The sequence below is a fragment of the Pseudomonas sp. FG13 genome, from assembly GCF_057809755.1.
The window spans coordinates 46,953-71,889 of sequence record NZ_JBMDKO010000028.1 but is presented as its reverse complement, the minus strand read 5'-3'; the positions used below and the strand labels follow the sequence as shown (position 1 = coordinate 71,889).

The following is a 24,937-nucleotide window of genomic DNA, read 5'->3' as shown; positions in this document are numbered from 1 at the left end:
GGGTCAGTTGAAATAGATGTCGGATGTGCCGACCTCATCGCGAGCAGGCTCGCTCCCACAGGCCCCGCGTCATTCCCGGATGTCGTGATTGAGGGCGATCCTGGGTGAGAATCAGGCCTTGGCGTCGAGGCAGGTTGCATCGATCTTGCAGCGATAGCTCTTTTCCCGATCACCGGTGGCGGTGACCTTGTCGATCGACCAGCGGCCGCGCATGAAATCCGGCCAGGTCGGGTCCAGCAGAACGATGCCTTCGGCGGACAACCCCGGGTTGCCCGGGCATTCGATGGCGACCTTGAGGGCTTCGCGCATCAGCCTGCGCACTTCGCCTTCACCGGCGGCGCGGGCGTCTTCTGCGCTCTGGAAATGCTGTCGAAGAATCTTGAACGGCGCGATGCCACTTTCCTCCACCTGCACTTTGCCAGCTGCCGCGTCCCACCAACGGGTCTTGCAGCCCTGGTATTTCGCCCGGGCGGTTTCATCGAGGACAGCGGAGATAAAGGCCTGATCGCCTGGACGATTGTTCATCGTCACCGACAGCTTGATCTCCGGCAAAACCTTGCCCGACAGCGACTTCGCCTGACCACGCCGAGCCAGCACATACCATTCGTTGATCGGTTTGGCGACGGCGTCATGCCGATGGGCCAAGCGCGTCAGGAAGCCCATATCGGTTTCGTTGGACTGGTCGATGTGCTCGATTTTTATCAGCGACAGCTCCGGCGCCACACGCGGCGAAAAACCATGCCGGGTTGTCAGTTCACGAAACAGCGCGCCCAAGGTCGTCGGGCCATGGCTGACGGACCGGCGCTGCTTGAACCCGGTCTGGTCCGCCGCACTGAACGGCGCGGCCATGGCCACCAACGTCAAGCGCAGGGGAAACAGCGTCGGCGTGCGCCGGGTAATGACAAACTCCCCCTTGTCCACCAGTCCGGACTCCAGGTAACCCACCCGCAGACCGATTTTTCCGCCGAGGCTGGGTAACCCCTCAAGCCCTTCCAGGCTGATGACGAGGGTCAACTGATCGGACTCGATCCCCGCTGCGTCGACGTGGGTCCAACTGAGCAATCGCTCATTGAGCAGTGCCGCATTCGCACCATAGATTTCTACTGTTGGCGTGAAACCCAGTGACATGTTGCCTCCTTAATCCCAAGCCGATACCGGTGCGGGTGCAACGGGTTTCAGATCCACCTCCGGCAAGGCAACCCACACCCCCGCCGGCAGCACCGGGCCCCATTCGGCCAGCCCGGGATTGAGCAGCCAGAGCGCTTGCTCGGTGGCATCGTCACAACACTCAAGCTCGCGGTACAGCAACAGATTCACCGAATCACCGGCGATACTTCGAACCCTACGCATTGGCGAACTCCGTCAATTCAATCACCCAGCCGACCACCATCGCCGTGCCGTCATCGATGACCTCGGTCTGGGTTTCCGACACCTTGTTGATCTGCCACAGACCCCAGTTGCGCCCGATGCCATCCACCAATGGCACAGGCACGCGCAAGGCCTGCAATGCACGCAGCTCATCGAGCCGATCCATGGCGGTCGCGTACATCGACTTGCCCGTGATCGTCAGCCCTTGCAGGCCTTGACCGACCTGGCTGGACTTGGGTTTGCTGGTGAGGATATCGATGCTCTTCCAGCCACCATCCGAGGTGCGTACCAGCGAGTGGTACGCGAAGTTTCTCGACAGCCCGAAAATGAAACTGCCGAGTGCCATTTGCTGACGCATCACGTACCTCCGTCGGTCAGGGCCGCGTCACTGCGCATGGCCAGTGAGTTGGGCATGGTTGTCAGGCCGAACTGGCCGGTGATCTGCTGCACCACCAGATTGGCCAACTGACTGGCGCTGGCCTGGTCTTGACCGTTGATGTAGATGTTGGCGGTCATGGTGTTTTGTTGAGTGCTGGTCTGGCTGCTGGTGAGGTCTTTGCTGACCTGTTCCGGCGACTTGAGGCGATCACCCCCGGTGTAGATAGCCTCGCCCAGGGATTCACCGCCCTCGCTACCGAAATAGGAACCCAGCGCACCGCCGACCAATGCACCGATCGCGGTGCCGATCACCGGAACGAAACTGCCGAGCATCGCGCCGGCGGCGGCACCGGCATAACCGCCTGCCAGCCCACCAAGGCCGGCTCCAGCCGCCCCTGAAGCGGCCTTGTAATCACCGGCCTCAAGAGCTTTGATACCGTCGTAGCCGGCACTGGCCAGCGCCAGGGGCGCGCCCAGCCTGCCGGTGAAGGTTCTCGCTCGAGCTGCGGAGATTGCCAGTCGGCTGCGCATATCAGGGCGGGAAGTTCGGGCTTTTCCTGCGTCCGGTTGCTTCTGCCCGCCGTCCTTGGCTTGAGTTCCAGGCGCATCGCTTGCCGGTGGCTGGATGGCTGCGTCCGGTTTCAGCAGTGCCTCACGGGTGGAGGCAACGCCCGACGTCACTTTGTCCAGAATGGCGCTGCGAAACGGTGACGCGAGCGCCGCGCCAAACAAGGCCAACGCCGCGGTGACTTTCGGCAGCGACTCGGCCGCAGCGCTCAACCCCGTCGCCAGCGCGTCCACGCCAAGCATCGCCAGATCGGTAATGGGCGTGATGGCGCTGCCAATCGCTGTATCGAGACGGGTCACGCTGGCATCCAGTGCATTCCAGCGCGCTTGCGAGGTGTTTCCCAGCGCGTCGGCGGTTTGGGCCATCGATCCCTTGTCTCCATCGCCCTTATCGGATGCCACGGTGAGCGCGGTCTTCAGGTCCTGGGGCGACTTCAGCAACTTGCCGATGCCCTCGTCGCCGTCGAACAGCGTCTTGAGCAATAAGCTCTGCTGCTCGGCAGGTTTGCTCTGCAGCGTCGCCAGCAGGTCCTTGATCGCGCCCGATGCATCCGTGCGCAGCCTGCTGGCCAGCGCCCCCGGCTCGATGTCCAGTTGAGTCCAGGCCGTTCGCTGCTCCGGCGTGACCTTGTCGCCCTTGCCTAACGCGGCGCCCAGGGTCTTCAGCGAGGCGCCCGCTTCGTCCTTGCCGACAGAGGCGTTCAACAGCGCGGCCGCAATGGCGGCGACCTGCTCAGGTGTCATGCCCGCCGCGATGGCGGTCTCGCCACCGCGCTGGGCAACCGAACCGATGTCCGCCGCCGAGGCTTTCAAACTGGCGCTGGCGCCAAGGCGGTTGGCCGCGTTAGCCAATTCGAGACTTTTCCCTCGATCCAGGTTCAAGCCAGTGCGCAAGCCAGCCATGAGCGCGCCGGCGTTCAGCACCTCAATCCTGTAGGCCGACGCCATCACCAAACTGTCGCGGGCGAAATCCGTCAGCACTTGCTGGCGGTCTTCGGGTTTGACGTCTTTGAGCAGCCCCGCGTTGATCGCCGCCAGCTGGATCTGCGCCAGTTGCACAGCGGTCGCCCCGCTGGATGCGGCTTGCTTTTCAGCGGCGATCTTCTGGTTTTCGTTGGACATCACCTGCAGTTGTTCCGGTGACAGCTGCAGCTTCTGGTTCAGGTCGACCATGGCCGTCTGCATCGCCATTGCAGGCTTGAGGACACCAGGAGGCGCCAGTTGATCGACCTCTGCCCTGAGCTTCGACTTAGGCACCGCACTCGTCGCTGGCACCACTGCATTCGCCTTGAGCAATGACTGTTGCGCCAAGAGCGTGGTGTTCAGCGATGCCAGCGTCCCCCGCAGTTTCATTTGCTCCGACACCAGCAGCCGGATGTCGAGACTGGCCGTGCTCAATGCCAGATTCAGCCCCGACGCTTCAGACACACCGCCGAGTGTCGGCATATCGGTGCTCGCCGCAAAGGACAGCGAATATTTACTGTCTGCCATCCCGCTCTACTCCTGTTTCACGCCAAGGCGAGTGATCGCGATGTCGTAACGGCGCAATGCCTTGCCGGCGTCCCATTCGAGAATCTCCGCTTCACTTACCGGGTAAATGAGCGGCACGACATCGAGGATCACTTCGATGTCGCGCTCCGAAAGAAGTCCGCCGGTTTGTTTAAAAAATCGTCGATGCGCACCTGCAGTTGTGTCCAGTCGGGCACGGTCAGCAGGTCCAGGTCGGGCAGCATCAGGCCGGTGCAGTGGGCGGTGATGAATTCGGCGCGTTCCTTGGCCGTCTTCAGTTTTTTCATCGCCTTGGTCGCCCGCAGTACCGGCATCTCCAGAGTCAGCGAGGTCAGACTGCGGCCTGCTGCGGCGAGCGGCTGCAGCAATTGGACCTGATCGGGATCCTCCGCCGCGCCGTCAGTGCTATCCAGAAAATAGGACGCCGGGCGCGTGGACATCTCATGCACGTACTGCGCGATACTCACGTAGTCCGGGCGCTTGAGCTGATCCAGTTCCTTGACCGACAGGCCGGTGGCCAACTTGGCCAGCTCGAAGAACTGGTCGTCCTCATCGTCGCCGGCACGGGCCAGGGCGTCTTTCTGCGCAGCGTAGAACAGGGGTTTGAGTTGCAACTGGTCGATCTGCGATCCGTCGTCACCGGTGATGGGTGACAGCAGAATGTGTTGGGGAGGCGTCCAGGACATGAATCAATTCCTTGGTGAATGTGAGCCCCTTGTGGGAGCGAGCCTGCTCGCGATAGCGGTGGTTCAGTTGGCGACAATGCTGGCTGTACCGCCGCCATCGCGAGCAGGCTCGCTCCCACAGGGACTGTGTTCAACTGAGGGTCAAGGCAACAGCACCGCACGGCGCGCATCGCCGAGAATGTCGACGCCGTTGAGCACGAACTTCTGGGTGCGCACGTCGATGTCGATCACCGGTACGCCGTTTTCCAGGCGGTTGTAGGTGCGGCACGACAGCTCGAGATTGGTCTTGGGCTTCTCACCCATCTTCAGCGCGGTCTCTTCCAGGGATTTCAGCTTGCCGCCGACGGTGTGGTAGGTGAACCAGGTGTTGCCATCCTGATCCTGGCCGGCTTCACGCACGTTCAGCAGGATGTCGTCACCGACGCTGACGCCCAGCGCCAGCATGATTTCCGGGCCGACACCTTGCAGACTGAGCTTGGCGTTGAGGGCCTTGCCGCCCTTGGCCATTTCCTCGGTGATGAAGCGCCCGCCGCGCATCTCTTCCATGTCGAACTCGATCTTCGGCGGGGTGAATTCTTCCACAGTCGCCGACAATGGCAGGCCTTGCAGGGTGGCCGCGATGGCCTGTCTTACGCGGTTGGTAAACATTAGAGAACGTCCTCCAGGAACTGCTCGATGATTTCATCGCGGGCGTTGAGTTGATAAATCATGTGTTCGTTCGGCGCGTAGCGGCCGTAGTCGATCACCACGTACCAGGTGCCGTTCTTGTACTTCTCGACACTGTTGAGTTCCGGATGCAGGTACACGCTGCCGCCCGGGATGGTTTCGTCGGCCACCAGGGTTTGCAGCCAGTCGTTGATGCGCTTGACCTCCTGGTCCATGAAGGACTTGGTCAGGTTCTTCGCCATGGCTTTCTGGCCAGCCTTGACCAGCTTGCGGCTGATGGCATCTTCCAGGCCGACGTAGCTGATGAACTTGCCAGTGATGGAGCGGTTGCCCAGCAGCGAGAAGCCGCCGAGGATGGTCCGGGCGTAGTAGCTGATGCCGTAGCGGTTGAGCAGGTCGCCTTCGGTGGAGGTGTCGAGGATGTTGTATTCCACGGTGCGCGAAACGTCCTCGGCATAGGTCACCTGGTTGCCCGGGCTCTCCCATTGCTTGACCTTGGCGAGCGCGGCGATGGCCAGGCTCGACGGGGCCAGGAAGACGTTTTTCTTCGCGGCCTTGGAGTAGACCGCCGGCATGTTGTGCACCACCAGGCAACGGTCGAAACCGAGGTCGGCGCCGCCCAGCTCCTGGCTGTAGGTCACTTGATCAGCGACCGCGGCATCCTTGCCGTCGAGTACCACGCGAGCCTTGATGCGCTTGCCGAACGAGGCGAACTCGCTGGCCACCGCCTTGGTGCCGGTGAAGCCCGGCGCGCCAATGATGGTCAAGTCCTCGGCCACGCCACTCAAGGCCGCCAGGCCCAGCTTGCGACCGGTCTGCGCTTCGATGCCGCCGATGACGTTGTTCTGCGTATCGGCGGGGGTGGCGCCCTCTTCGACGATCACCACGTAGACCGGCACCTTGACCACTTTGAGGATCTGGAACACCGCGTGATACAGCGTACCGGCTTCGGTGCCGGTCGGATCGAGCAACGCCTGGGTGGTGAAGCTGTTGATGCGGAACGGTGCGTTACGCGGAATCAGCGGATCGGCCTTCGGCGCGGTGCCGACCAGCCCGATGACGTTGTCCCCCAGGCCACCCATGGCCTCGGGAGATTCGGTGGCATTCACGGTAATGCCGTTGTGCTCGAAGTTCAAAACCTCAGCCATGGTTATTCAGCCTTTTTGGTAGTGGCCTTTTTGGCCGGTTGGGATGTAGAGGCCGCATCGGCAACCTCGGTGTTTTTCAGCGCCAGACGACCGGCGCTACGCAGGGCGCTGGCCTCGACGTCGAGCAGGTCGAGTTCCTGGCCGACGGTCGACCAGTGGCCGCCTCCGGTGGGGAATGGGACGAGTACGGTGTAGGTTTGGCGTAGTGCCATTCGGGTTTCTCCAGATACGAAAAAGCCCCTTCGGGGAGGGGCTTTCAGGGTTTGACGGATAAGAAAACGCCCCGTCGGTGCGGGGCGTTTATTGGATGCGTTTAGGCAGCCAGGACGGGGCTATCGGACGGTGATCAACGAGTGGGAATTCGCTCGTCTCTGGCCAGTTACGCAATACCTGACGATAGGCCTGAAGCTCCGAGTACTGTTCGACAGAAAGTGTGGTCTTCAGCATCTCTTCCAACTCGTCACGGTGCCGAGCAACCATGCCATCGGTCATAACAAGTTGTTCGTCACGCCATACACGCTCATTTGCCGCCAGTACCTCAGATGACAGCGCAGGCGGGTCGACCAATATTGGATAACCATCCTCGTTACTTGAGATTCGCTTTCCCATCGACTGCCCTTCATGGAGCTCTGCATGCAGCTTTGGGGTAATTTCAATCGAGTCTAGAGGGATCTGCTCAGCAGAGTGGATGGAATCATCGTAAAAACCACCGGTTGTCTTGCTTGAATAAAGAGTCATTTTCTTACCTCGCAGTCAACAGCACCGGTACTCAGGACCAGTGAGTCAGTCGTCAATTGAGTAAGCATTTCTTCCACCCTCAATAGCCGATGGCAAATAGAAATATGGCATCACCACCCGTCGCCAATTGACTAGCTATGGTGGCTGAAACAGTGGGACTTCCGGAAGTAGGATGGGCGCCACATGCGTACATGCTTGTGCCAGAGGCTGTCGCGTCATTACTTGCGAACACACGAAAAGCTGCGTTAGGGAATGCTATCGGATAAACCCACGTACCAAACCCATTCGTAGTCCCAGCAACGCCCCACTGAATAATCAGACCGCTTGGTAGCTTCTGGTAGCCACTCCCCCCCAGTGAAGCAGCAAACAGCGAAGACGTGCGCAGACACTCAAGGCTGGCGTGGGCCCGCCAAATAGTCCCGTCCGACACTAGCAAAATGTCCGAACCACCCGACATCGCGTATGGCATCGATACTGTGACGTTGTTGATCGCGAGCGAATCCCCGGACTGCACCACTAGATTGGCCGCTGCTCCGCTAGATGTGGTAATCAGGATCGAGGCGCCTTTAGGCAATGTGCTGGCTTTGGGCAACGTCAGCGTGCCAGCGGCTGACATTTCGATACGTGTACCAACATGAGCGCCCGTCAGCGCAACAACGCCTCCGGCAATTGCCACACTATTGGCGAACCCGCCCTTTTCACGCTGCACGAATTCGGCAGTTGCCAGTAGTTTGCTGCTGTCAAATTGCACCGCAGTAGCACCAAATACTTTGGAGTATTGCAACTGCGCCGACCCGCTCGCCCACCAGGCGCTCGCACCGTTCCCCGTCAGTTCCAGGGTTGCCCCCACCTGCAGCTCAATGCTCGTAATCTGTCCGACACCCGAGTTGATGTTGTCAGAACCGGCACAAACGACAGAGACGATACCGCTACCAATGTTCCGGAAATTGATCGTGCCACCGGCCGGCAAGGTGTTCACCGGTGGCAAGGTGAGTGTGAACGTCCCAATGGTCGTGACTACCGTGCCGACTGCCGCTGCCGTCAACGTGGCCGGCCCGGTTGCATTGGTAAAACCGCGATAATTTCCGCTGGCGCGCATGACGTATTCAGTCGTCGCAACCGACCTTGTAGTGTCGAATAGCGGCGGCGTATTTGCTGTCGGATTAACCAGCACCGGTGAGTTGAGGGGCGCAAACCCTTGGGTGATGTTCTGAAACGTCAACCCCGTAGTACCCAACACGATCACACCATCGGTAATCAACTGCCAGATCGTATTGGCAAGCGTCGCCCCCTCTTCCACCGAGACCATCAACCCCGAGGTCACCTCAACACTGGCGTCCGCATCCTTAGCCCGTGCCCACGTACCATTGGCGGCGAGATAGATACCATTGTCCTTCGCCAACGCCTGCGATTTGACCAATACCCGATCACCGGCGACCACGGCAACACCATCGATCGCCTGCGCGCCATTCAAGACAATGTCGGAGGTCGTCGCCACCCGCACAGACTGTTTCCTGTCGAGCTTGGCAAGCTCATCGGCAACGTAGTTTTGCACCCATACCCGCGTCGCCTTGACCACCGTATCGTCAATCAGCAACGTCACCAACGCCGCATTACTGGTTTCAAAAATCGATCGGATATAAAACTCTTTCCCCGAACCAGACGTCGCCAACACCGGCTTGAACGACTCCGGATATTTGACAATCGCATACAGAACCCCGGTGTCGGTCCAGATTCCGGCCTCACGCACATACCAGCCGCCTACTTCAGGCGGAATGGTCACTTCAGCCAGCAACCAGCTCGGGTTCTTCTCGTCCTGGAACAGTGCATTGAGTGGCCCGCGCCAGACTTCGCGCTTGAGCGCCATGGCGGTTGCGGCCGGGTTGTAGACCGAGCCGCCGCCGTCACCGACGGAAATCTGCGAGAGCTTGATCGGTGTGCCCGCCGCCTTGCAGGCGGTTTCGTAGGCGATGCCTGCATCGGTGAGCAGGGTGTAATAGTCAGCCATTCAGGCCCCCTGTGGATAAATAGTGGATGTTTCGACGACGTAGAGCCCGGCCGCCATGAAGGCCTGGCCCGAGGCTTCCAGCCCTTCGACGACAATCGGATAAACCGTGGTCAGCTCGCCGCACAATGTGGCCGCGCCGATGACGTGTCGGCCGGATGCACTCAAACCGACCGACACCGTCAAGGTGTCACGCTCGCTTTTGGCATCGGCCAGACGGCGGTCGAGACGGGCGTCGATTTCTTCGCTGTAAGGCTGTTCGGTGAATGCCCTGACGGAAAAGCTGTAAGGCTGACCGACGGGAGTTTGCTCATGCCAGGCGCGGACCTCGGGCGTCAGTTGCAGCCCCTTGGCCGCATTTTCCAGGGCCTTACGCGTCCCGGCCTGCCGTGCGGTGGGCCAGGCGAGTTCAACCGTCAGGCGTTTTTCAGCCTCGGGCGCTGCGGAGCTCCACTCGTTGACCCCGCGATCCGCCGCGAGATACGGCAGGAACGCCACGGGCGTAGCAGTCGGGTTCATCAGCTCGGGAAACGGCGGATCGATACGTTCGAGCAGCCGGGCAAAACCGATATCCAGGGCCCTTTCCAGCGCCGAACTGTTGACCGGCAGCAGGCTTGGGGTCGGGGCGTCGTCACTCATAACGTGTCCACCTCGACCTCGACACCCGTGCAGTACGGCGCCTGGAAAGCCGTTGTCACGATCGGCGCCAACGGTTCGAGAATCTCGAGCCGAACCGCACCGGCGCTGTGCAATGTGTAGTCGATCCAGCTTGGGTCCACCCGGCCTTCCAGGCGATGGCACGCCTCGGCGTATTCCTGCAATTGCCGTTGCGCAGCCGCTTGGGTCAAGCCCGAGTCAGGACCTGGATTGATCTTCGCCACGACGCGAATCTTGTAGGGTTTGACTTGCGCGCCCTGGACAATGACCAGATCCGTTTCCGGTCGTACATCCGGCCGGGCGAAATGCTGGCGGACCCCGTCGAGCAGTGTCTGGGAGGGCGTGCCGTCGCCTTCACGGGACAGCACCGTCACCGTGACTTCGCCCGGCGCCGTCCGACGTCCGTTGCCGTCCTTGACCTGGGCGGCAAGCCCGTCCGGATCGAAGGTGTACGTCACCGTCACGACGCCCGCTGCACTGCTCTCAACCTTTACCGCGGGGCGTTCGCCAAGGGTAAAAATCTCCCGCCGATACTGCATGCGCGAACCGGCCGCCGGGGCATGGGGCGCCAGGTAATAACGCAACCGGGCGTCATCGTCGCTTTCGTAGACCGGGGCGATGGGTGGGAACGCCGCCGGATCGCCCGGGTCGAGCAACTGGCGTTCGAGGCCCATGTCGGCCAGGCGGGCATCGAGGTTACTGCCAGTGGCCCACCACGCCAACATCTGCTTGATCCGGGCGTTGTATTTGCGTTCGTGGGTTTGCAGGCGCACGCAGAAGGCCTCGAGGGCCAGGGTCAGCAATTCGCTTTCGTTTTCCAGGCTGTCCTTCAACCTGGTCGCGCTATCGGGGGAGCGTGCACCGACGTACTCGACCACGAAGGTCTTGAACTCGGCGAGCAGATCCTCAAACGCGTCAACGGTGACGATGGCCGGTTCGGCCAGTTGGTTCTGGCCGGGTATCAACATGCTCATGTCACCACCTCGAAAGTCTGTTTGCGGTTTTTCCAGGTGCCGGCGAAGCGCAGCAGTAATCCGGCGCCCTGACGGCTGGCGACGATGACCTGCGGCTCGAAATCGCCGATGCCGTTGTGTGGGTTGTAGAAGGCTTGGGCTGCGTGACTCTGGGCAAGAATCAGCAGGTCATCGCCGAGGTTCTGCCCCAGCAATTGCGTGAGCGCGCAGCCATACAAAGGGCGTTTCTGGCGGGTGCCCAAGGGGGTGGTCAGCGCCCGGGTGGCGCGCTGCACGAACTGCGGCCAGTCATCCACCGTAGCGCCGGTGTTTCTATCGATTCCGATCATGGGAAGCTCTTATGCGGTACTGATGACACGCCCCTGGTGATCCACCAACGGGCCGCTCAGGTGCACACCGGAAGCGTCGAGCCGGATGCCGACGGCACCCAGTTGCAGGTCGATGGCCTCAGGTGTCATCGCCAGCCTCGACGGGCCGATGGTCAATTCGAGGGATTCACGGGAACCGGTGAATGTCGCCGGGCCGTTTTTCCAGTGCAGGACATGACTGGCATGGTCGTAGCCGTTTTCTGAGCCGTCCGGGTAAAGGCGACGGGTCAGCGTTGCCTGTGTCGAGACGGGGGGAAACTGACCGCCGTTGAGGCCGAACAACGCCACCGACTGTCCGCCGCCATCGCCGCCGCCATGGTTCAGCAGCAGGCATTGCTCGCCCACGGAGGGAATCCGCGACTCGCTCTGGGCGCCGGCACTCGGGTTGAAAAAGCGGATCGCCGGGGTCAACAGCTCTCCATGGGCGACCTTGCAGGTATTGGTGGCCGCATCGACTTCCTGGCAGACGCCGATGCGACAGAGATTGTCTGCGCGCCGGTACAAGTCCTCGAGCTCGGTTTCCATCCCGGCCAGGCGCTCGATGATCGGCCCCAGGTGCAGGCGTAGAAGCGCATCGAACATGGTTCAGCCCTCGAGTGCGGTGTATTGGTCCGGGTCGTCGATGTTCGACACTTCCCAGGTCCGGGCAAATTTCGGAATGCCCAGCGGGTCCTCCAGCAGCGTCGGACCGAGGTACAGGGTTTGGGTGAATGAAACGGTCCAGGCGCTGTAGGGTCTGGTCCCGTCGCTGAACACGGAGGCAACGCCCTCGATATCCGTGGGTCGGCTGCATTGCTCAGCCGACAGATCCCAGCGGTTGTCGACGATCAGGCGTTTCAACGCACAGGCCAGGTCGCAGGCCGTCAACCCCGTGCCAGGCGAAACGACTTGCATGGAAAACGTCAGGACATGGGCGATACGCCCATCGTTGGCACGGTTGCCTGACGTGTCGCGTTCGATGGCGATCAATACCCAAGGCTGATCGCCGGAGTCGTCAAAGTCCTGGAGACTCCCAACCTTCAAGTCGGGAAAGGTGGTACGCAGCGTCTCGACAATGGCGGTAAACAACTGCGAGGGTTTTTCGATGAGAGTGGGCATTGGATGGCCTCATTCCTGTGGATCGGCGGCACCGGCTCACTGTTGGTCGGGACGGGAATCCGGCGGTGGCACTTCGCAAACGCCAATCCGCTTGGCGACCCAACGTTCGTAAAGACCGATGGCTACATCGGCACCGGCCATGGCGGTCAGGCACCCCAAGGCGCAGGCACTCCAGATCGACATGCCGAGGGCATACAGCAGCATGATTGCCGAGACACCGCAGATCACGCAGGCGCCGGAGCGCAAGGCCAGACGCCGCAACAGCGACCAGCCTCGGGCCCCTTCCTTGTCGGCACGCCACATCTCGCCGGACACCCCGCCCACCAGGGCGAGCAGGATGACCAGCCAGATCGGCATGTCCAGCAACGCTTGTTGCTCGTTTGTCATTCACGCCTCCTGGGGGGTGATTGAGATTGGCAGGGAGATTTTTTTGAAACTGAACGAGGCGTGGTCAGTGCAACCAACCAGTCGCTACTAACAGCCTGAAACAGAAAGCCCCAACGAACGCCATGGCTGAACAAGGAGCACGTTCGAAGGAGCCTGAAGATTTAAAGTTTGAACAGAGTCGGCATCACTTGGGTGCCCCGCAGGTCGCGCCCTGGTAAGTCATGGTGTAGGTGTAATGCCGGTCCCAAGGCAGCGGAAGCGCACTGGGGGCTGCCCACTCCGCGTAGTTACCCGCCATCGAGCCAGTAGCGACGACTTTACCCATGGCAATGGTGGCGAGGTTGTTGGCGCTTCCTGCTCCATTCATCGGCACGCTTCCATTCCATTGGAGGTCGTCCCCATTCTGAAACCACGCGCCCTTCCAGCCAGCCTGGGAACTTGAGTACCAGGTATTGTCCGCTTTGAAGCAGATCGTTTGGTTTGCGTAAAAGCCACCACCCGGGACATGGTAGGAAGCGAACTTCCAGGAACCGACAGGCGAGGTTTCGGCAGATGCTCGAAGAGTCTGGGTGGCCAGGACTGCTGCGATCAGCAAAAGGAAGAGTTTTTTCATTCAATGATTTCCTTTAGATAAATAATCACTCGGAGAATGCCCAAGCACATACGCCGATTTACCGGCACGGAAAGTCAACCGACATTTAACGCCGACAACCGTTTAATGATTTAGCGGTGGGGTGCGTATTGATATCGCCCAGGCAGAGTCGTAGATGGAAGAGCCCGTAGTTGGGCCTAGACGCTTGCCGCCGCTTTAATTCGTGATCAGCATGTCGATCGTGCTTGAGTCGCACGAATAGTTAGACTTCCTATCCAGCACAAAATAGAGGGACGAGGCAGCAGTAACAGGTAAATTGTTCAGGGAAAAAACAGCCCCCGTACCTTTGGCCAGGCTACCGGATTGCAGAACCGTACTGCCCTGGTTAAGAGACCACGCTATACCGTCACCACAAGCAGCATGGATACTATTGATACGTCCCAGAATATTGACGGTTCCGGTGATAGGGCTGGTCCAGCGGATGACTGTTTGGCTATTCATGCCTGGGTGGAAAATCACATTACCCGCAGGCACAGTAAAACTGCCGTTCCCACTGTAGTTATACGTTTCCTTATGCACAGTTACATGCGCGCCCGACGGCACATCTTGCCAACAGGTTGCGGTTTTTCCGCCGCAGACATCGGCCGTGAACGAAGGCAGGAGAATATAGTTCTCCGGGTTATTCACGCCTGACGTATTTTCCATAAATGCCCATGGCAAGCTTGGGGACACACGCTCTTTTGCAAAAATCACGTCTTTTGCCAAGTTCCAGGACATGGCAGTTTCTGCCGAGGCGTTGATGGACACACCCGAGAACAGCAACAACCCCAATACAGAGGCGATGGTAATTTTTTTCATAGTGATAACCTATTGAGTCGAGGATTGGAGGGTTCTGTGTTACTCGTACATGTCGCTCCATGGCGATCCACTCGAGGCTCAACGGCCTTCACATGATTCAACGTCCCACACCGGGCACATTTGATCTGGAGTTCGGTGTTCTCGCCCATTCGGGCCAGAAGTCGTTTGCAACTACCGCATCTGAAATCCTTCAGCATTGAAAGCCCTCCATTGGCGGCGGTACTTTTTGAAGCACCTCACGGCGCAGGCATTCCAAAAAGCCCGGTCGCCCAGGCTTTTCAGTAATGCGCTTGATCTTTCGGCGCGACTGGCGCGGTACGGATCCATTCAAATTGTTCCTCCGGCCGCGGTCCCTGCCCGCCGGATAACTGCTTCTGGTGCTTTACGCTGCACACCTGGGCCAGTTGCCAACCCTCTGAACCGTTAAGGCCGGTTCATCGCTGCCTGTTGATGGAACTAAAGAGCTGTGTTGCCAGCCGACTTTGTCGAGCGGCTTGGACACAGAATATGCATGCATGCATATACAGTCAATGCGTAAATGCATTTATTTATGCACAAGAAATGCATCAACGCATTCGCGCCCAGCAGGGACGAGGGTTGGCGCCCTTTTCGAGGGCGAAAAAAAACCCGCACATCGGCGGGTTTTATCTGACAGCGGAAGGGTTAGCGGGCGTACATGCCCCACCAGAAGACATGGCCGAGGATGACGATCTGCTCATCCTGCATTTCCTGGAAGCTGTAGTCTTCGTCCGGATGCTCATCGCGGTTGAAGCTGCGCAGGCGGATGCCGGTGGGCAAGCGGTAAAGCTGCTTCACCCGCAACTGGCCGTTGTGATTGATGGCGTAGAGGTCACCGTCGACGATGTCGCCGATCCCGCATTTGCCCGCGTTCACCCCAACCGTGGCCCCGTCGCGCAGCACCGGCAACATGCTGTTGCCACGCACCGTCACGCATTTGGCCTGGTCGAACTGCACGCCGTTATGACGCAGGCTGCGCTTGCCAAAGCGCAGGCTGGAGCGCTCGCTTTCCTCGATGACGAATCTTCCTGATCCAGCGGCCAATTCAACCTCACGCAGAAAAGGAACCGACACCTCGTCTTCTTCGACAGGGGTATCGTCGTCCCACAGGCTTATGTCCTTGAGTTCGGAATGCGGCTCGTCGCGGCGGCTGTTGCCGGCAGACGCAACCTCGGCGCGCCCACGCAACTGGTCGGTGCTCACGGCGAAGTATTCGGCGATCTTCGAGATGTGTTTATCCGAAGGATCGACGATCTTGCCGCTGAGGATCCGCGAGAGGGTGGATTGAGGCACGCCGGTACGCCGGTGAAGCTCCGTGGGGGAGATCCCGTGCTGATCGAGCAATGCTCTTAATACGGTAGAAACGTTGCGTTTTTGCATAATGCGCATGATGCTTGTTCTTTTTGCTGAACACAAATGCTGATTTGCATAAACATGGGATGCAGCACACTTGAAGCCTATTCAGGCCAGTGTGGCGAAGGGATTTATCCCCGCTGGGGCGCGAAGCGGCCCCAAATGCCGCAGCCATTGAATAGACTCTAGGGGCTGCTGCGCAAACGGGGATAAATCCCCTCGCCACAAGAGCTTGCGGGCCACGAAGAAACGCTTCCTACACATTCTTAGGAAGCTGCATCCCGCTCCCAAGGTCAGGGAGCTCGACGAAGCCGCCACTCGAGCCTTGGACTATTACCTCAAGCCGAAAACCGACAAAGACATAACCAACACGCTCGACACCCTTTTCATCATCGCCCCTGACGTCGACGCCGAATGCCTGCTCGCCACTCAGCGAAACCCTGGCCTCGGCCAATGCCATAGTCAGTGACCTGGCGTTCGACCTGGAGGGCTCGCGGCGGCATATCGCGCTAGGGGTCCAACAGATGATCGAGCTGGGCCAGTTGCTGGCGAACCGGGCGTTAGATGTGGTTGAACCGAGGTAAGGCATTCATCGACACATGACCCCATGTGGGAGCGAGCCTGCTCGCTCCCACAGGGTTACCCCGCGGCTTATCCGACCGACATCAGCCATATGTCGGTTTTTTTTGCCGGCAATCAAGGGCTACCATTCAAAGCCCATTGGAGCCACTCCATCTGGGTCGCACCAGCCCCCCCATGTTAACCTTGCGCCCATCGCGGAAAAGCCGGGCCGATGCCCCTCCTTTTGCCCCACACCTTTCAACGAGTTTGCCTGACACCGATGAATACAGCCGTGAACGATCTGTCCTCCCACACGCCCATGATGCAACAGTACTGGCGCCTGAAGAATCAGCACCCCGATCAGTTGATGTTCTATCGCATGGGCGACTTCTACGAGATCTTCTACGAGGACGCGAAGAAGGCCGCCAAGCTGTTGGACATCACCCTGACGGCGCGTGGGCAATCGGCGGGCATGGCGATTCCGATGTGTGGGATTCCTTACCACGCGGCGGAAGGTTACTTGGCGAAACTGGTCAAGCTCGGTGAGTCGGTGGTGATTTGCGAGCAGGTCGGTGACCCGGCCACCAGCAAGGGGCCGGTAGAAAGGCAAGTGGTGCGCATCATTACGCCGGGCACGGTCAGTGATGAGGCGTTGCTGGATGAGCGCCGGGACAATCTGATTGCCGCCGTGCTGGGGGACGAGCGCCTGTTCGGCCTGGCGGTGCTGGACATCACCAGTGGCAATTTCTCGGTGCTGGAGATCAAGGGCTGGGAAAACCTATTGGCGGAACTGGAGCGGGTCAACCCAGTGGAGCTGTTGATTCCCGACGACTGGCCCAAGGACCTGCCGGCAGAAAAACGCCGTGGCGTTCGACGTCGGGCGCCGTGGGATTTCGAGCGCGACTCGGCGCTGAAAAGTCTCTGCCAGCAATTTTCCACCCAAGACCTCAAGGGCTTCGGTTGCGAAAACCTGACCCTGGCCATCGGTGCCGCCGGTTGCTTGTTGGCCTACGCCAAGGAAACCCAACGCACCGCCCTGCCCCATTTGCGCAGCTTGCGCCACGAGCGCCTGGACGACACGGTGGTGCTGGACGGGGCGAGCCGGCGCAATCTGGAGTTGGACACCAACCTGGCCGGTGGACGGGACAACACCTTGCAGTCGGTGGTCGATCGTTGCCAGACCGCCATGGGCAGCCGGCTGCTGACACGTTGGCTGAACCGTCCCCTGCGGGATCTGACAGTGTTGCTGGCGCGACAGACCTCCATTACCTGCCTGCTGGATCGCTATCGCTTCGAGCAGTTGCAACCGCAGCTCAAGGAAATCGGTGACATCGAGCGGATCCTCGCGCGCATCGGCTTGCGCAACGCTCGCCCACGGGATCTGGCGCGCCTACGCGACGCCCTCGGTGCGCTGCCGGAACTCCAGATGGCGATGACCGACCTCGAAGCTCCGCACCTGCAACAACTGGCACGCATCACCAGCACCTACCCGGACCTGGCCGCGTTGCTGGAAAAAGCCATCATCGATAACCCGCCCGCCGTTATCCGTGACGGTGGCGTGTTGAAAACCGGCTATGACGCCGAGCTCGACGAGCTGCAAGCCCTGAGCGAAAACGCCGGCCAGTTCCTGATCGATCTCGAAGCCCGGGAAAAAGCCCGTACTGGCCTGAGCAACCTCAAGGTCGGCTACAACCGCATCCACGGCTACTTCATCGAGTTGCCGAGCAAACAAGCCGAACAAGCACCGGCCGACTACGTTCGTCGCCAGACGCTCAAGGGTGCCGAACGCTTCATCACCCCGGAACTCAAGGCCTTCGAAGACAAGGCGCTGTCGGCCAAGAGCCGCGCCCTGGCCCGGGAGAAGATGCTCTACGAGGCGCTGCTCGAAGACCTGATCAGCCAACTGCCGCCCCTGCAGGACACCGCTGCCGCCCTGGCGGAGCTGGACGTGCTGAGCAACCTGGCCGAGCGCGCGCTGAACCTGGACCTCAACTGCCCGCGCTTCGTCAGCGAACCGTGTATGCGCATCAGCCAGGGTCGTCACCCGGTGGTCGAGCAGGTACTGACCACCCCGTTCGTGGCCAACGACCTGAGCCTGGACGACAACACCCGCATGCTGGTGATCACCGGTCCGAACATGGGCGGTAAATCCACCTACATGCGCCAGACCGCACTGATCGTGCTGCTGGCCCACATTGGCAGCTTCGTGCCAGCGGCCAGCTGCGAATTGTCCCTGGTCGACCGGATATTCACCCGGATCGGCTCCAGCGACGACCTGGCTGGCGGGCGCTCCACCTTCATGGTGGAAATGAGCGAAACCGCCAACATCCTGCACAACGCCACCGAACGCAGCCTGGTGCTGATGGACGAAGTCGGGCGTGGCACCAGTACCTTCGACGGCCTGTCGCTGGCCTGGGCTGCGGCCGAACGCCTGGCACACCTGCGGGCCTACACGCTGTTCGCCACCCATTATTTCGAGCTGACGGTGCTGCCGGAAAGCCAGCCGCTGGTGGCCAACGTCCACCTCAACGCCACCGAGCACAACGAACGTATCGTGTTCCTGCACCATGTGCTGCCCGGCCCGGCCAGCCAGAGCTACGGCCTGGCAGTGGCACAACTGGCGGGCGTGCCAGCCGAGGTGATCAGCCGCGCCCGCGAGCACCTGAGCCGCCTGGAAACCTCCAGCCTGCCCCATGAAACACCGCGCCCGAGCAAAGGCAAACCGGCCGTACCGCAGCAAAGCGACCTGTTCGCCAGCCTGCCCCATCCCGTACTCGATGAACTGGCCAAGCTCGACCTGGACGACCTGACACCACGCCGGGCATTGGATTTACTCTATGCATTGAAGACACGGATCTAACGCAAGGGCGTTCAAGCTGTTAGAATCGCGCGCGGTTTGGGATGCTGCGGACTATTAGCCTGGTCCGCTCCCAAGCCTGGCGACCCCACCGTGAAGAGGGATCCGCTGCCGCCGCCTGAGGAGAGAATTAGAAATGACCTTCGTCGTCACCGACAACTGCATCAAGTGCAAGTACACCGACTGCGTAGAAGTCTGTCCGGTGGACTGCTTCTACGAAGGGCCGAATTTCCTGGTCATTCACCCTGACGAGTGCATCGACTGCGCCCTGTGTGAACCGGAATGCCCGGCGAACGCCATTTTCTCGGAAGACGAAGTGCCGTCCGGCATGGAGAACTTCATCGAGCTGAACGCCGAGCTGGCGGATATCTGGCCGAACATCACCGAGAAGAAAGATGCGTTGCCGGACGCCGAAGAGTGGGATGGCAAGCCAGGCAAGATAGCAGACCTCGAACGCTGATCATCCGCCTTCTCCGAAAAGGCCCCTTGCGGGCCTTTTTGCTTTCCGGTGGCTGGAAACGATCCAGAGAGGTCGAACGCAATGCGTCCGTAGAAGCGCTCCCACGCAGCGTGCGGACAATTCGCAGGCAAAAAAAAGGGGCGGTTTGACCCGCCCACATTTTTTCCCTAATCCCTTTGATCCTTTTCATCATCCTGATGAATCGCATCCTGCGATGTCCTTCCTTCCCCATCGTCCGTGACGGGTGTGTCTGTCCGTCGACACAGGACTGATATTAGTGTTTTCCCCAGCGAGCGCAATTCATCCGAAGCGGCCGACAGCACCTGTCATGCTTCGTTCATCTATTTAAATTCCCATTTAAATCAACAAGATACTAAAAATGAACAGCCTTGATTGTCGTCTGTCCCCGGCCACGAGAAACCGAACGCTTACACAACACTAGGCAAAAGCTTACAAGCTGAGCCGGAAACACGGCAGGAACGGAAACAGCCCTCCCAGAAACGGCAAAGCCCCGAACCAGTCGGGGCTTTTCCTGCTGCACTTGCCGGGTTGCTATTGGAACAGCGACTCGCTCGAGAGGCCGTTCTTCTCCAGGATCTCGCGCAGACGCTTGAGGCCCTCCACCTGAATCTGTCTCACCCGCTCGCGGGTCAAGCCGATTTCCAGGCCTACATCTTCCAGGGTGCTGCTTTCATGGCCACGCAGGCCAAAGCGGCGGATCACCACTTCCCGCTGCTTGTCCGTCAGCTCCGAAAGCCATTGGTCGATGCTCTGGGACAAGTCGTCATCCTGAAGCAGTTCACAAGGGTCCGTAGGGCGCTCGTCAGTCAGGGTGTCCAGCAGGGTCTTGTCCGAGTCCGGCCCAAGTGAGACGTCCACCGAGGAAACCCGCTCGTTGAGCCCAAGCATGCGCTTGACCTCGCCTACCGGTTTCTCCAGCAGGTTGGCGATCTCTTCAGGTGAAGGCTCATGATCGAGCTTCTGGGTCAGCTCACGGGCGGCCCGCAGGTAGACGTTAAGCTCCTTGACCACATGAATCGGCAACCGGATGGTGCGCGTCTGATTCATGATCGCCCGTTCGATGGTCTGGCGGATCCACCAGGTGGCATAGGTCGAGAAGCGAAAGCCTCGCTCGGGGTCGAATTTCTCGACGGCGCGAATCAGCCCCAGGTTGCCCTCTTCGATCAGGTCCAGCAGCGAAAGCCCACGATTGACGTAGCGTCGGGCGATTTTCACCACCAGGCGCAGGTTGCTTTCAATCATGCGTTTTCGACCGGCCGGGTCACCGCTTTGCGACAGGCGCGCAAAATGAACTTCTTCCTCAGGGGAGAGCAGCGGCGAGAAACCGATTTCATTGAGGTACAGCTGAGTGGCGTCCAGCGCCCGGGTGTAATCGATGTACTTATGTTGTTTAAGTGAAGCGGAGTGTCTGGATTTGGCACGAACGGAAGGAGGAGACGCTCCCTCATCATTCGACATCGAATCCATAGCGATGCCGGTCTCCATCAGGAGAACCTCATCGTCGATGTCAAACTCCGGCACTTCTTTACTGAGAGCCATTGTTATAGTCCTTTGGTGAGTTCGACCTCAAGCTCAAGCGACGCCTTTATCCTTGGCAACGCTGGAGCCTGTTCCCTCTACGTGACGGAACAGGCTGACAAGCAAATCAACGACGTGGCAGGAATTGCAGTGGATCTACCGGTTTACCTTGTCGGCGAATCTCAAAGTGCAGCTTCACCCGGTCTGTACCTGTTGACCCCATTTCGGCAATTGTCTGTCCGACCTTGACCTGCTGCCCCTCCCGAACCAACAGCCTGCGGTTGTGACCGTAGGCACTGACGTAGGTATCGCTGTGTTTGATGATCACGAGTTCGCCGTAGCCCCTCAAACCACTCCCGGCGTACACAACCGTGCCATCAGACGCGGCTAAAACAGGCTGTCCCAAATCCCCGGCGATATCAATTCCTTTATTCAAACTACCGTTTGAAGAGAATTTTCCAATGAGAACGCCATTAGAAGGCCATCCCCAGCCCGTCGGGGCGGGGCCTGCCGGAGGCAGGGGAGCAGGTGCCGGTTTGCTCGCGACGGACGGTACTGTCGTCGTTGCAGCCCCGACCGGCCGGCGAATGACGGTGGTTTTGCTCGACGACGAAGGCGTCGAATCCGACTGCGTGACGACCGCCGTGGGCGTTGAACCGCTGCGACCATCGAAGCGAATCGTCTGACCTGGATGAATCGTATAAGGCGCAGGAATGTTGTTCCGCTCTGCGAGGGACTTGTAGTCCCAGCCGTAGCGAAAAGCGATGGAAAACAGAGTATCGCCACGACGGACTACATACTGACCGGTCGTTACTGTAGGACGCTGCGGTGCAGCATTGTTGTTGCGATCGACAACCCGGACATTACCCGACGGTGTACTGGAACAACCGACCAGCAAGGTACTCAAGACAAGGCCAGTCACCAGGCGCTGAAAGCTCGTGATACCCATACGCTGCGCAATGACTGTGAGACTCACCCGCCGCTCCCTTTGTGGTGGCTGAAAAATTGGAAATTGCCTGCCCAGGCAGACACGATGCAAGTATAACGGGGCGCGACCGCGCTTCTATTAATGAAGCGCCAAGCGCTGTCGCACACGTTTGCTCGACGCCATTGAGTCCGGTTCGACACTGGGGTGCCGCTGTAAGACACAACCCGCGCCTCGGAATTCAGCGTCCGTTTATAAATGCTCAGGCCAATGGCCCGTTGAGCAGCGGCACGAACCGTACAGCCCCCAGGACATGTCGTGAAAAACCGTGTTCTTCACGCACGATCAACATCAATTGCTGAACCTCACCGGACCCCACTGGAATGACCAACCGGCCACCGGGGGCAAGTTGATCCAGCAGGGCCTGGGGTACATCGGTGGCAACCGCGGTGACGATGATGCCGTTATAAGGCGCCAGCGCTGGCCAGCCTTCCCAGCCATCGCCCCAGCGAAACACCACGTTGCGCAGGTTCAGCTCAACCAGGCGCTCCTTGGCGCGATCCTGCAGCACCTTGATCCGTTCCACGGAAAACACCCGCTCCACCAGTTGCGACAACACCGCCGTCTGGTAGCCCGAACCGGTACCGATTTCCAGCACCTTGTCCAACGGCCCCGCCTCCAGCAGCAACTCGCTCATGCGGGCCACCATATAAGGCTGGGAAATGGTCTGGTTGTGGCCGATCGGCAACGCCGTGTCTTCGTAGGCGCGATGGGCCAGGGCTTCATCGACGAACAAATGCCGAGGCGTGCGGCGAATCACTTCCAGTACCTGTGCGTTGGACAGGCCTTCTTCGTAGAGCCGCTGAATCAGTCGCTCCCGGGTGCGCTGGGAGGTCATGCCGATCCCCCGGCGCAGCATATCGTCTTGCTCACGCATCAACGCAGCCCCTCCAGCCAGCCATCGAGGCTTCGAAAGGCATCGTTGAAGGTCCGGTCGAGCTGCAACGGGGTAATCGAGACATACCCCTGCATCACTGCATGGAAATCGGTGCCCGGCCCACCATCCTCCGCATCGCCGGCGGCGGCGATCCAGTAACCGGCCTTGCCTCGCGGGTCGACCACATGCATGGGTTTAGCGGCGCGGGCACGATGGCCCAGGCGCGTGAGCTGGATGCCACGGATGTGATCGAGGGGCAGGTTCGGGATATTCACGTTCAGCACCGTGCGCGGCGGCAGGTCCAGGTCACCATGGGCTTCTACCAGCTTGCGGGCAAAGTAGGCGGCGGTAGGCAAGTTATCGACCTGCCGGGAAACAAACGAAAAGGCAAACGACGGCAGCTCCAGGAAGCGACCTTCCAGGGCGGCGGCGACCGTACCGGAATAGAGCACGTCATCTCCCAGGTTCGCGCCCAGGTTGATGCCCGAGACCACCATGTCCGGCTCGCGCTCCAGCAGGCCATTGAGGCCCAGGTGCACGCAATCGGTGGGGGTACCATTGAGGCTGATGAAACCGTTATCCAGATAACAGGGGTGCAACGGACGGTCGAGCGTCAGCGAGCTGCTGGCGCCGCTTTTGTCCTGGTCCGGGGCGATCACCACGCACTCGGCAAAATCCGCCAGCGCAGCATAGAGCGCGGCAAGACCGGGTGCTGTCACCCCGTCATCGTTAGAAATCAGAATACGCATGGGCTGTCCGTCTGCCCCACCGGCACCAGATCGACGAGTTCGCGCACCAAGACAGTGGCGAAACATCCGGCCGGCAGGACGAATTCCAGTTGCAGAATGTCTAGCGAGGGATAATGCCACGACAGCCCGCCAATGGGCAGTCGCAGGATGCGACGTTCGTGACTCATTCCTGCGTTTACTAACCAATCGCGCAAATCCGCTTCGCGCTCGGCGACGGCCTGTTCCAGATCGTGGATCACACCCGAGGCCGGCGAAGGGCCTTCGCCCCACTGTGGCCCGGTGGGGTGCAGATCGAGGATCGCCAGGCGCGGATCGTTGCATTCGGCTTCACCAGCCGGGAAAAAACTGCGGCTGTCGGTGAAGGCCAGCAAGTCGCCCACTTGGGCTTGTTGCCAGGTACCGTCGGCCACCCGGGCCGCCAATACCCGGTTGAACAGGAAACTACGGGCTGTCGACAACAGCCGCGAACGCACATTGCGTTGCTCCGGCAGGGCCTTGCGTGCCGCCCACGCGCGGGCATCGACGACGTTGCCGCCATCATGGCCAAAGCGCTGGGCGCCGTAATAGTTGGGGATGCCGTGGCGGACAATCTGTTGCAGGCGCGCGTCGATGGCCGCCGGATCGCCCTTGAATTGGGTCAGGCGCAAGGTGAAACCATTGGCCGAGTGCGCACCGCGCTGCAGCTTGCGCCTATGGCGCCCGGTCTTGAGGATTTTCAACGTGTCGTTCTCTGCCGCCGACAGGTCCGGATCCGCCTTGCCCGGCAATTGGACACTGAACCATTGCCGGGTCAGGGCCTGACGGTCCTTGAGCCCGGCGTAGCTGACGGTACGCAGCGGCACACCGGCCGCCTTGGCAATTCGCCGGGCCGCTTCCTCGGTGTTCAAACCGCGCTTTTCGACCCAGATCCACAAATGCTCGCCATCGCCGGTCAACGGGATGTCGAGCACTTCATCGACCTGAAAATCTTCAGCGGTAGCCTTGAGCACCGCGCTGCCCAGCGACTCGCCATAGGCACGCGGCCCCAACAATTCCAGTTCGGTCATGGGCGCAGCAACAAGGCAACGGAATGGACGGCAATGCCTTCTTCGCGACCGACGAAACCCAGCTTCTCGGTGGTGGTGGCTTTCACGTTCACCTGGTCCAGCTCAACTTGAAGATCCTCGGCAATCAACTGGCGCATGGCCTCGATGTGCGGTGCCATTTTCGGCGCCTGGGCAACAATGGTGTTATCGACATTGCCGACCTTCCAGCCCTTGGCGTGGATCAGCGAGACCACATGGCGCAGCAGCACGCGGCTGTCGACGCCCTTGAATCGAGGATCGGTGTCGGGGAAATGCTTGCCGATATCGCCCAGGGCCGCCGCACCGAGCAGTGCATCGCTCAGGGCGTGCAGCAGGACATCACCGTCAGAATGCGCGAGCAACCCGAAGCCGTGTGCGATACGCACGCCGCCCAGTGTAATGAAATCGCCTTCAGTGAAACGGTGAACATCGTAGCCGTGGCCAATACGCATAAAAAAACGCCCTGATTTCTGTC

Annotated in this window: 28 protein-coding genes and 1 pseudogene; 3 read left to right on the top strand and 26 right to left on the bottom strand. The window is 60.1% G+C overall.

The annotated features are described in order from the left end of the window. Nucleotides 1–111: 111 nt before the first annotated feature. The 20 genes from ACODTO_RS20435 to ACODTO_RS20340 all read right to left on the bottom strand — a co-directional run bounded on the left by ACODTO_RS20435 (nucleotide 112) and on the right by ACODTO_RS20340 (nucleotide 15,397). Nucleotides 112–1,128: a phage late control D family protein gene (locus ACODTO_RS20435; RefSeq protein ID WP_489106972.1), complete on the bottom strand. Its 1,017-nt coding sequence runs from the start codon at nucleotides 1,126–1,128 to the stop codon at nucleotides 112–114. A gap of 9 nt (nucleotides 1,129–1,137) precedes the next feature. Next, a complete protein-coding gene (locus ACODTO_RS20430) occupies nucleotides 1,138–1,350 on the bottom strand; it encodes a tail protein X (RefSeq protein ID WP_047701972.1) in 213 nt (70 codons plus the stop codon). Next, a complete protein-coding gene (locus ACODTO_RS20425; RefSeq protein WP_024779062.1) occupies nucleotides 1,343–1,726 on the bottom strand; it encodes a phage tail protein in 384 nt (127 codons plus the stop codon). The genes ACODTO_RS20430 and ACODTO_RS20425 overlap by 8 nt, the downstream gene beginning before the upstream one ends. Next, nucleotides 1,726–3,804 carry a phage tail tape measure protein gene (locus ACODTO_RS20420; RefSeq protein WP_139647416.1) on the bottom strand — a complete coding sequence of 693 codons (2,079 nt, stop codon included), beginning with the start codon at nucleotides 3,802–3,804 and terminating at the stop codon, nucleotides 1,726–1,728. Before ACODTO_RS20420 ends, ACODTO_RS20425 begins: the two co-directional genes overlap by 1 nt. Nucleotides 3,805–3,932: 128 nt before the next feature. Then, a complete protein-coding gene (locus ACODTO_RS20415) occupies nucleotides 3,933–4,508 on the bottom strand; it encodes a phage tail assembly protein (RefSeq protein WP_024779060.1) in 576 nt (191 codons plus the stop codon). A gap of 141 nt (nucleotides 4,509–4,649) precedes the next feature. Next, entirely contained in the window at nucleotides 4,650–5,156 is a 507-nt protein-coding gene (locus tag ACODTO_RS20410; protein WP_024779059.1) for a phage major tail tube protein, read from the bottom strand. Beyond that, entirely contained in the window at nucleotides 5,156–6,322 is a 1,167-nt protein-coding gene (locus tag ACODTO_RS20405) for a phage tail sheath protein (RefSeq protein ID WP_024779058.1), read from the bottom strand. Before ACODTO_RS20405 ends, ACODTO_RS20410 begins: the two co-directional genes overlap by 1 nt. 2 nt (nucleotides 6,323–6,324) lie before the next feature. Continuing rightward, a complete protein-coding gene (locus ACODTO_RS20400; protein WP_489106971.1) occupies nucleotides 6,325–6,534 on the bottom strand; it encodes a hypothetical protein in 210 nt (69 codons plus the stop codon). 88 nt (nucleotides 6,535–6,622) lie between these two features. Then, nucleotides 6,623–7,060, bottom strand: a complete 438-nt coding sequence (locus tag ACODTO_RS20395) for a phage tail assembly chaperone (protein WP_175385091.1) — start codon at nucleotides 7,058–7,060, stop codon at nucleotides 6,623–6,625. Between the two features lie 79 nt (nucleotides 7,061–7,139). After that, entirely contained in the window at nucleotides 7,140–9,068 is a 1,929-nt protein-coding gene (locus tag ACODTO_RS20390) for a phage tail protein (RefSeq protein WP_175385092.1), read from the bottom strand. Next, nucleotides 9,069–9,704, bottom strand: a complete 636-nt coding sequence (locus tag ACODTO_RS20385) for a phage tail protein I (RefSeq protein ID WP_175385093.1) — start codon at nucleotides 9,702–9,704, stop codon at nucleotides 9,069–9,071. After that, a complete protein-coding gene (locus ACODTO_RS20380; RefSeq protein WP_489106970.1) occupies nucleotides 9,701–10,696 on the bottom strand; it encodes a baseplate J/gp47 family protein in 996 nt (331 codons plus the stop codon). The genes ACODTO_RS20385 and ACODTO_RS20380 overlap by 4 nt, the downstream gene beginning before the upstream one ends. Next, complete coding sequence (locus ACODTO_RS20375; protein WP_024779051.1) at nucleotides 10,693–11,025, bottom strand: phage baseplate protein; 333 nt, start codon at nucleotides 11,023–11,025, stop codon at nucleotides 10,693–10,695. The genes ACODTO_RS20380 and ACODTO_RS20375 overlap by 4 nt, the downstream gene beginning before the upstream one ends. 9 nt (nucleotides 11,026–11,034) lie before the next feature. After that, nucleotides 11,035–11,646 carry a phage baseplate assembly protein V gene (locus tag ACODTO_RS20370; protein WP_175385095.1) on the bottom strand — a complete coding sequence of 204 codons (612 nt, stop codon included), beginning with the start codon at nucleotides 11,644–11,646 and terminating at the stop codon, nucleotides 11,035–11,037. Nucleotides 11,647–11,649: 3 nt separating this feature from the next. Continuing rightward, nucleotides 11,650–12,162, bottom strand: coding sequence for a hypothetical protein (locus tag ACODTO_RS20365; protein ID WP_489106969.1), 513 nt, complete (start codon nucleotides 12,160–12,162; stop codon nucleotides 11,650–11,652). Between the two features lie 36 nt (nucleotides 12,163–12,198). After that, a complete protein-coding gene (locus tag ACODTO_RS20360) occupies nucleotides 12,199–12,549 on the bottom strand; it encodes a phage holin family protein (RefSeq protein ID WP_024779048.1) in 351 nt (116 codons plus the stop codon). A gap of 184 nt (nucleotides 12,550–12,733) precedes the next feature. Then, nucleotides 12,734–13,162 (bottom strand): hypothetical protein, encoded by a 429-nt coding sequence (locus ACODTO_RS20355; protein ID WP_139647396.1) that lies wholly within the window; start codon nucleotides 13,160–13,162, stop codon nucleotides 12,734–12,736. 195 nt (nucleotides 13,163–13,357) lie between these two features. Then, nucleotides 13,358–13,999, bottom strand: coding sequence for a hypothetical protein (locus ACODTO_RS20350; protein ID WP_464710518.1), 642 nt, complete (start codon nucleotides 13,997–13,999; stop codon nucleotides 13,358–13,360). Further along, nucleotides 13,996–14,196 (bottom strand): Com family DNA-binding transcriptional regulator, encoded by a 201-nt coding sequence (locus ACODTO_RS20345; protein ID WP_489106968.1) that lies wholly within the window; start codon nucleotides 14,194–14,196, stop codon nucleotides 13,996–13,998. The genes ACODTO_RS20350 and ACODTO_RS20345 overlap by 4 nt, the downstream gene beginning before the upstream one ends. A gap of 466 nt (nucleotides 14,197–14,662) precedes the next feature. Next, nucleotides 14,663–15,397, bottom strand: coding sequence for a LexA family transcriptional regulator (locus ACODTO_RS20340; RefSeq protein ID WP_489106973.1), 735 nt, complete (start codon nucleotides 15,395–15,397; stop codon nucleotides 14,663–14,665). Between the two features lie 235 nt (nucleotides 15,398–15,632). Here ACODTO_RS20340 and ACODTO_RS20335 point away from each other — a divergent pair. The 3 genes and pseudogenes from ACODTO_RS20335 (at nucleotide 15,633) to fdxA (ending at nucleotide 19,248) form a co-directional block, all read left to right on the top strand. After that, nucleotides 15,633–15,954 (top strand): annotated as a pseudogene (locus tag ACODTO_RS20335) (DUF6124 family protein). 269 nt (nucleotides 15,955–16,223) lie between these two features. Then, nucleotides 16,224–18,791 (top strand): DNA mismatch repair protein MutS, encoded by a 2,568-nt coding sequence (gene mutS, locus ACODTO_RS20330; RefSeq protein ID WP_489106967.1) that lies wholly within the window; start codon nucleotides 16,224–16,226, stop codon nucleotides 18,789–18,791. Nucleotides 18,792–18,924: 133 nt separating this feature from the next. Beyond that, nucleotides 18,925–19,248, top strand: coding sequence for a ferredoxin FdxA (fdxA, locus tag ACODTO_RS20325; RefSeq protein WP_024779043.1), 324 nt, complete (start codon nucleotides 18,925–18,927; stop codon nucleotides 19,246–19,248). Nucleotides 19,249–19,800: 552 nt separating this feature from the next. Here the strand turns inward: fdxA and rpoS are convergent. From rpoS to ispF, 6 genes are all read right to left on the bottom strand, one after another. Continuing rightward, nucleotides 19,801–20,808 carry an RNA polymerase sigma factor RpoS gene (gene rpoS / locus ACODTO_RS20320; RefSeq protein WP_041022899.1) on the bottom strand — a complete coding sequence of 336 codons (1,008 nt, stop codon included), beginning with the start codon at nucleotides 20,806–20,808 and terminating at the stop codon, nucleotides 19,801–19,803. A 106-nt stretch (nucleotides 20,809–20,914) separates the two neighbouring features. After that, nucleotides 20,915–21,763: a peptidoglycan DD-metalloendopeptidase family protein gene (locus ACODTO_RS20315; RefSeq protein WP_139647388.1), complete on the bottom strand. Its 849-nt coding sequence runs from the start codon at nucleotides 21,761–21,763 to the stop codon at nucleotides 20,915–20,917. A gap of 211 nt (nucleotides 21,764–21,974) precedes the next feature. After that, nucleotides 21,975–22,610, bottom strand: a complete 636-nt coding sequence (locus tag ACODTO_RS20310; RefSeq protein ID WP_175361775.1) for a protein-L-isoaspartate(D-aspartate) O-methyltransferase — start codon at nucleotides 22,608–22,610, stop codon at nucleotides 21,975–21,977. 38 nt (nucleotides 22,611–22,648) lie between these two features. Further along, the gene (surE, locus tag ACODTO_RS20305; protein WP_139647385.1) at nucleotides 22,649–23,398 is read right to left on the bottom strand and encodes a 5'/3'-nucleotidase SurE; all 750 of its coding nucleotides are present in this window, start codon (nucleotides 23,396–23,398) and stop codon (nucleotides 22,649–22,651) included. Next, nucleotides 23,386–24,444: a tRNA pseudouridine(13) synthase TruD gene (gene truD / locus ACODTO_RS20300; protein WP_175385097.1), complete on the bottom strand. Its 1,059-nt coding sequence runs from the start codon at nucleotides 24,442–24,444 to the stop codon at nucleotides 23,386–23,388. Before truD ends, surE begins: the two co-directional genes overlap by 13 nt. Further along, complete coding sequence (gene ispF / locus ACODTO_RS20295) at nucleotides 24,441–24,914, bottom strand: 2-C-methyl-D-erythritol 2,4-cyclodiphosphate synthase (protein WP_024779036.1); 474 nt, start codon at nucleotides 24,912–24,914, stop codon at nucleotides 24,441–24,443. Before ispF ends, truD begins: the two co-directional genes overlap by 4 nt. Nucleotides 24,915–24,937 lie beyond the last annotated feature (23 nt).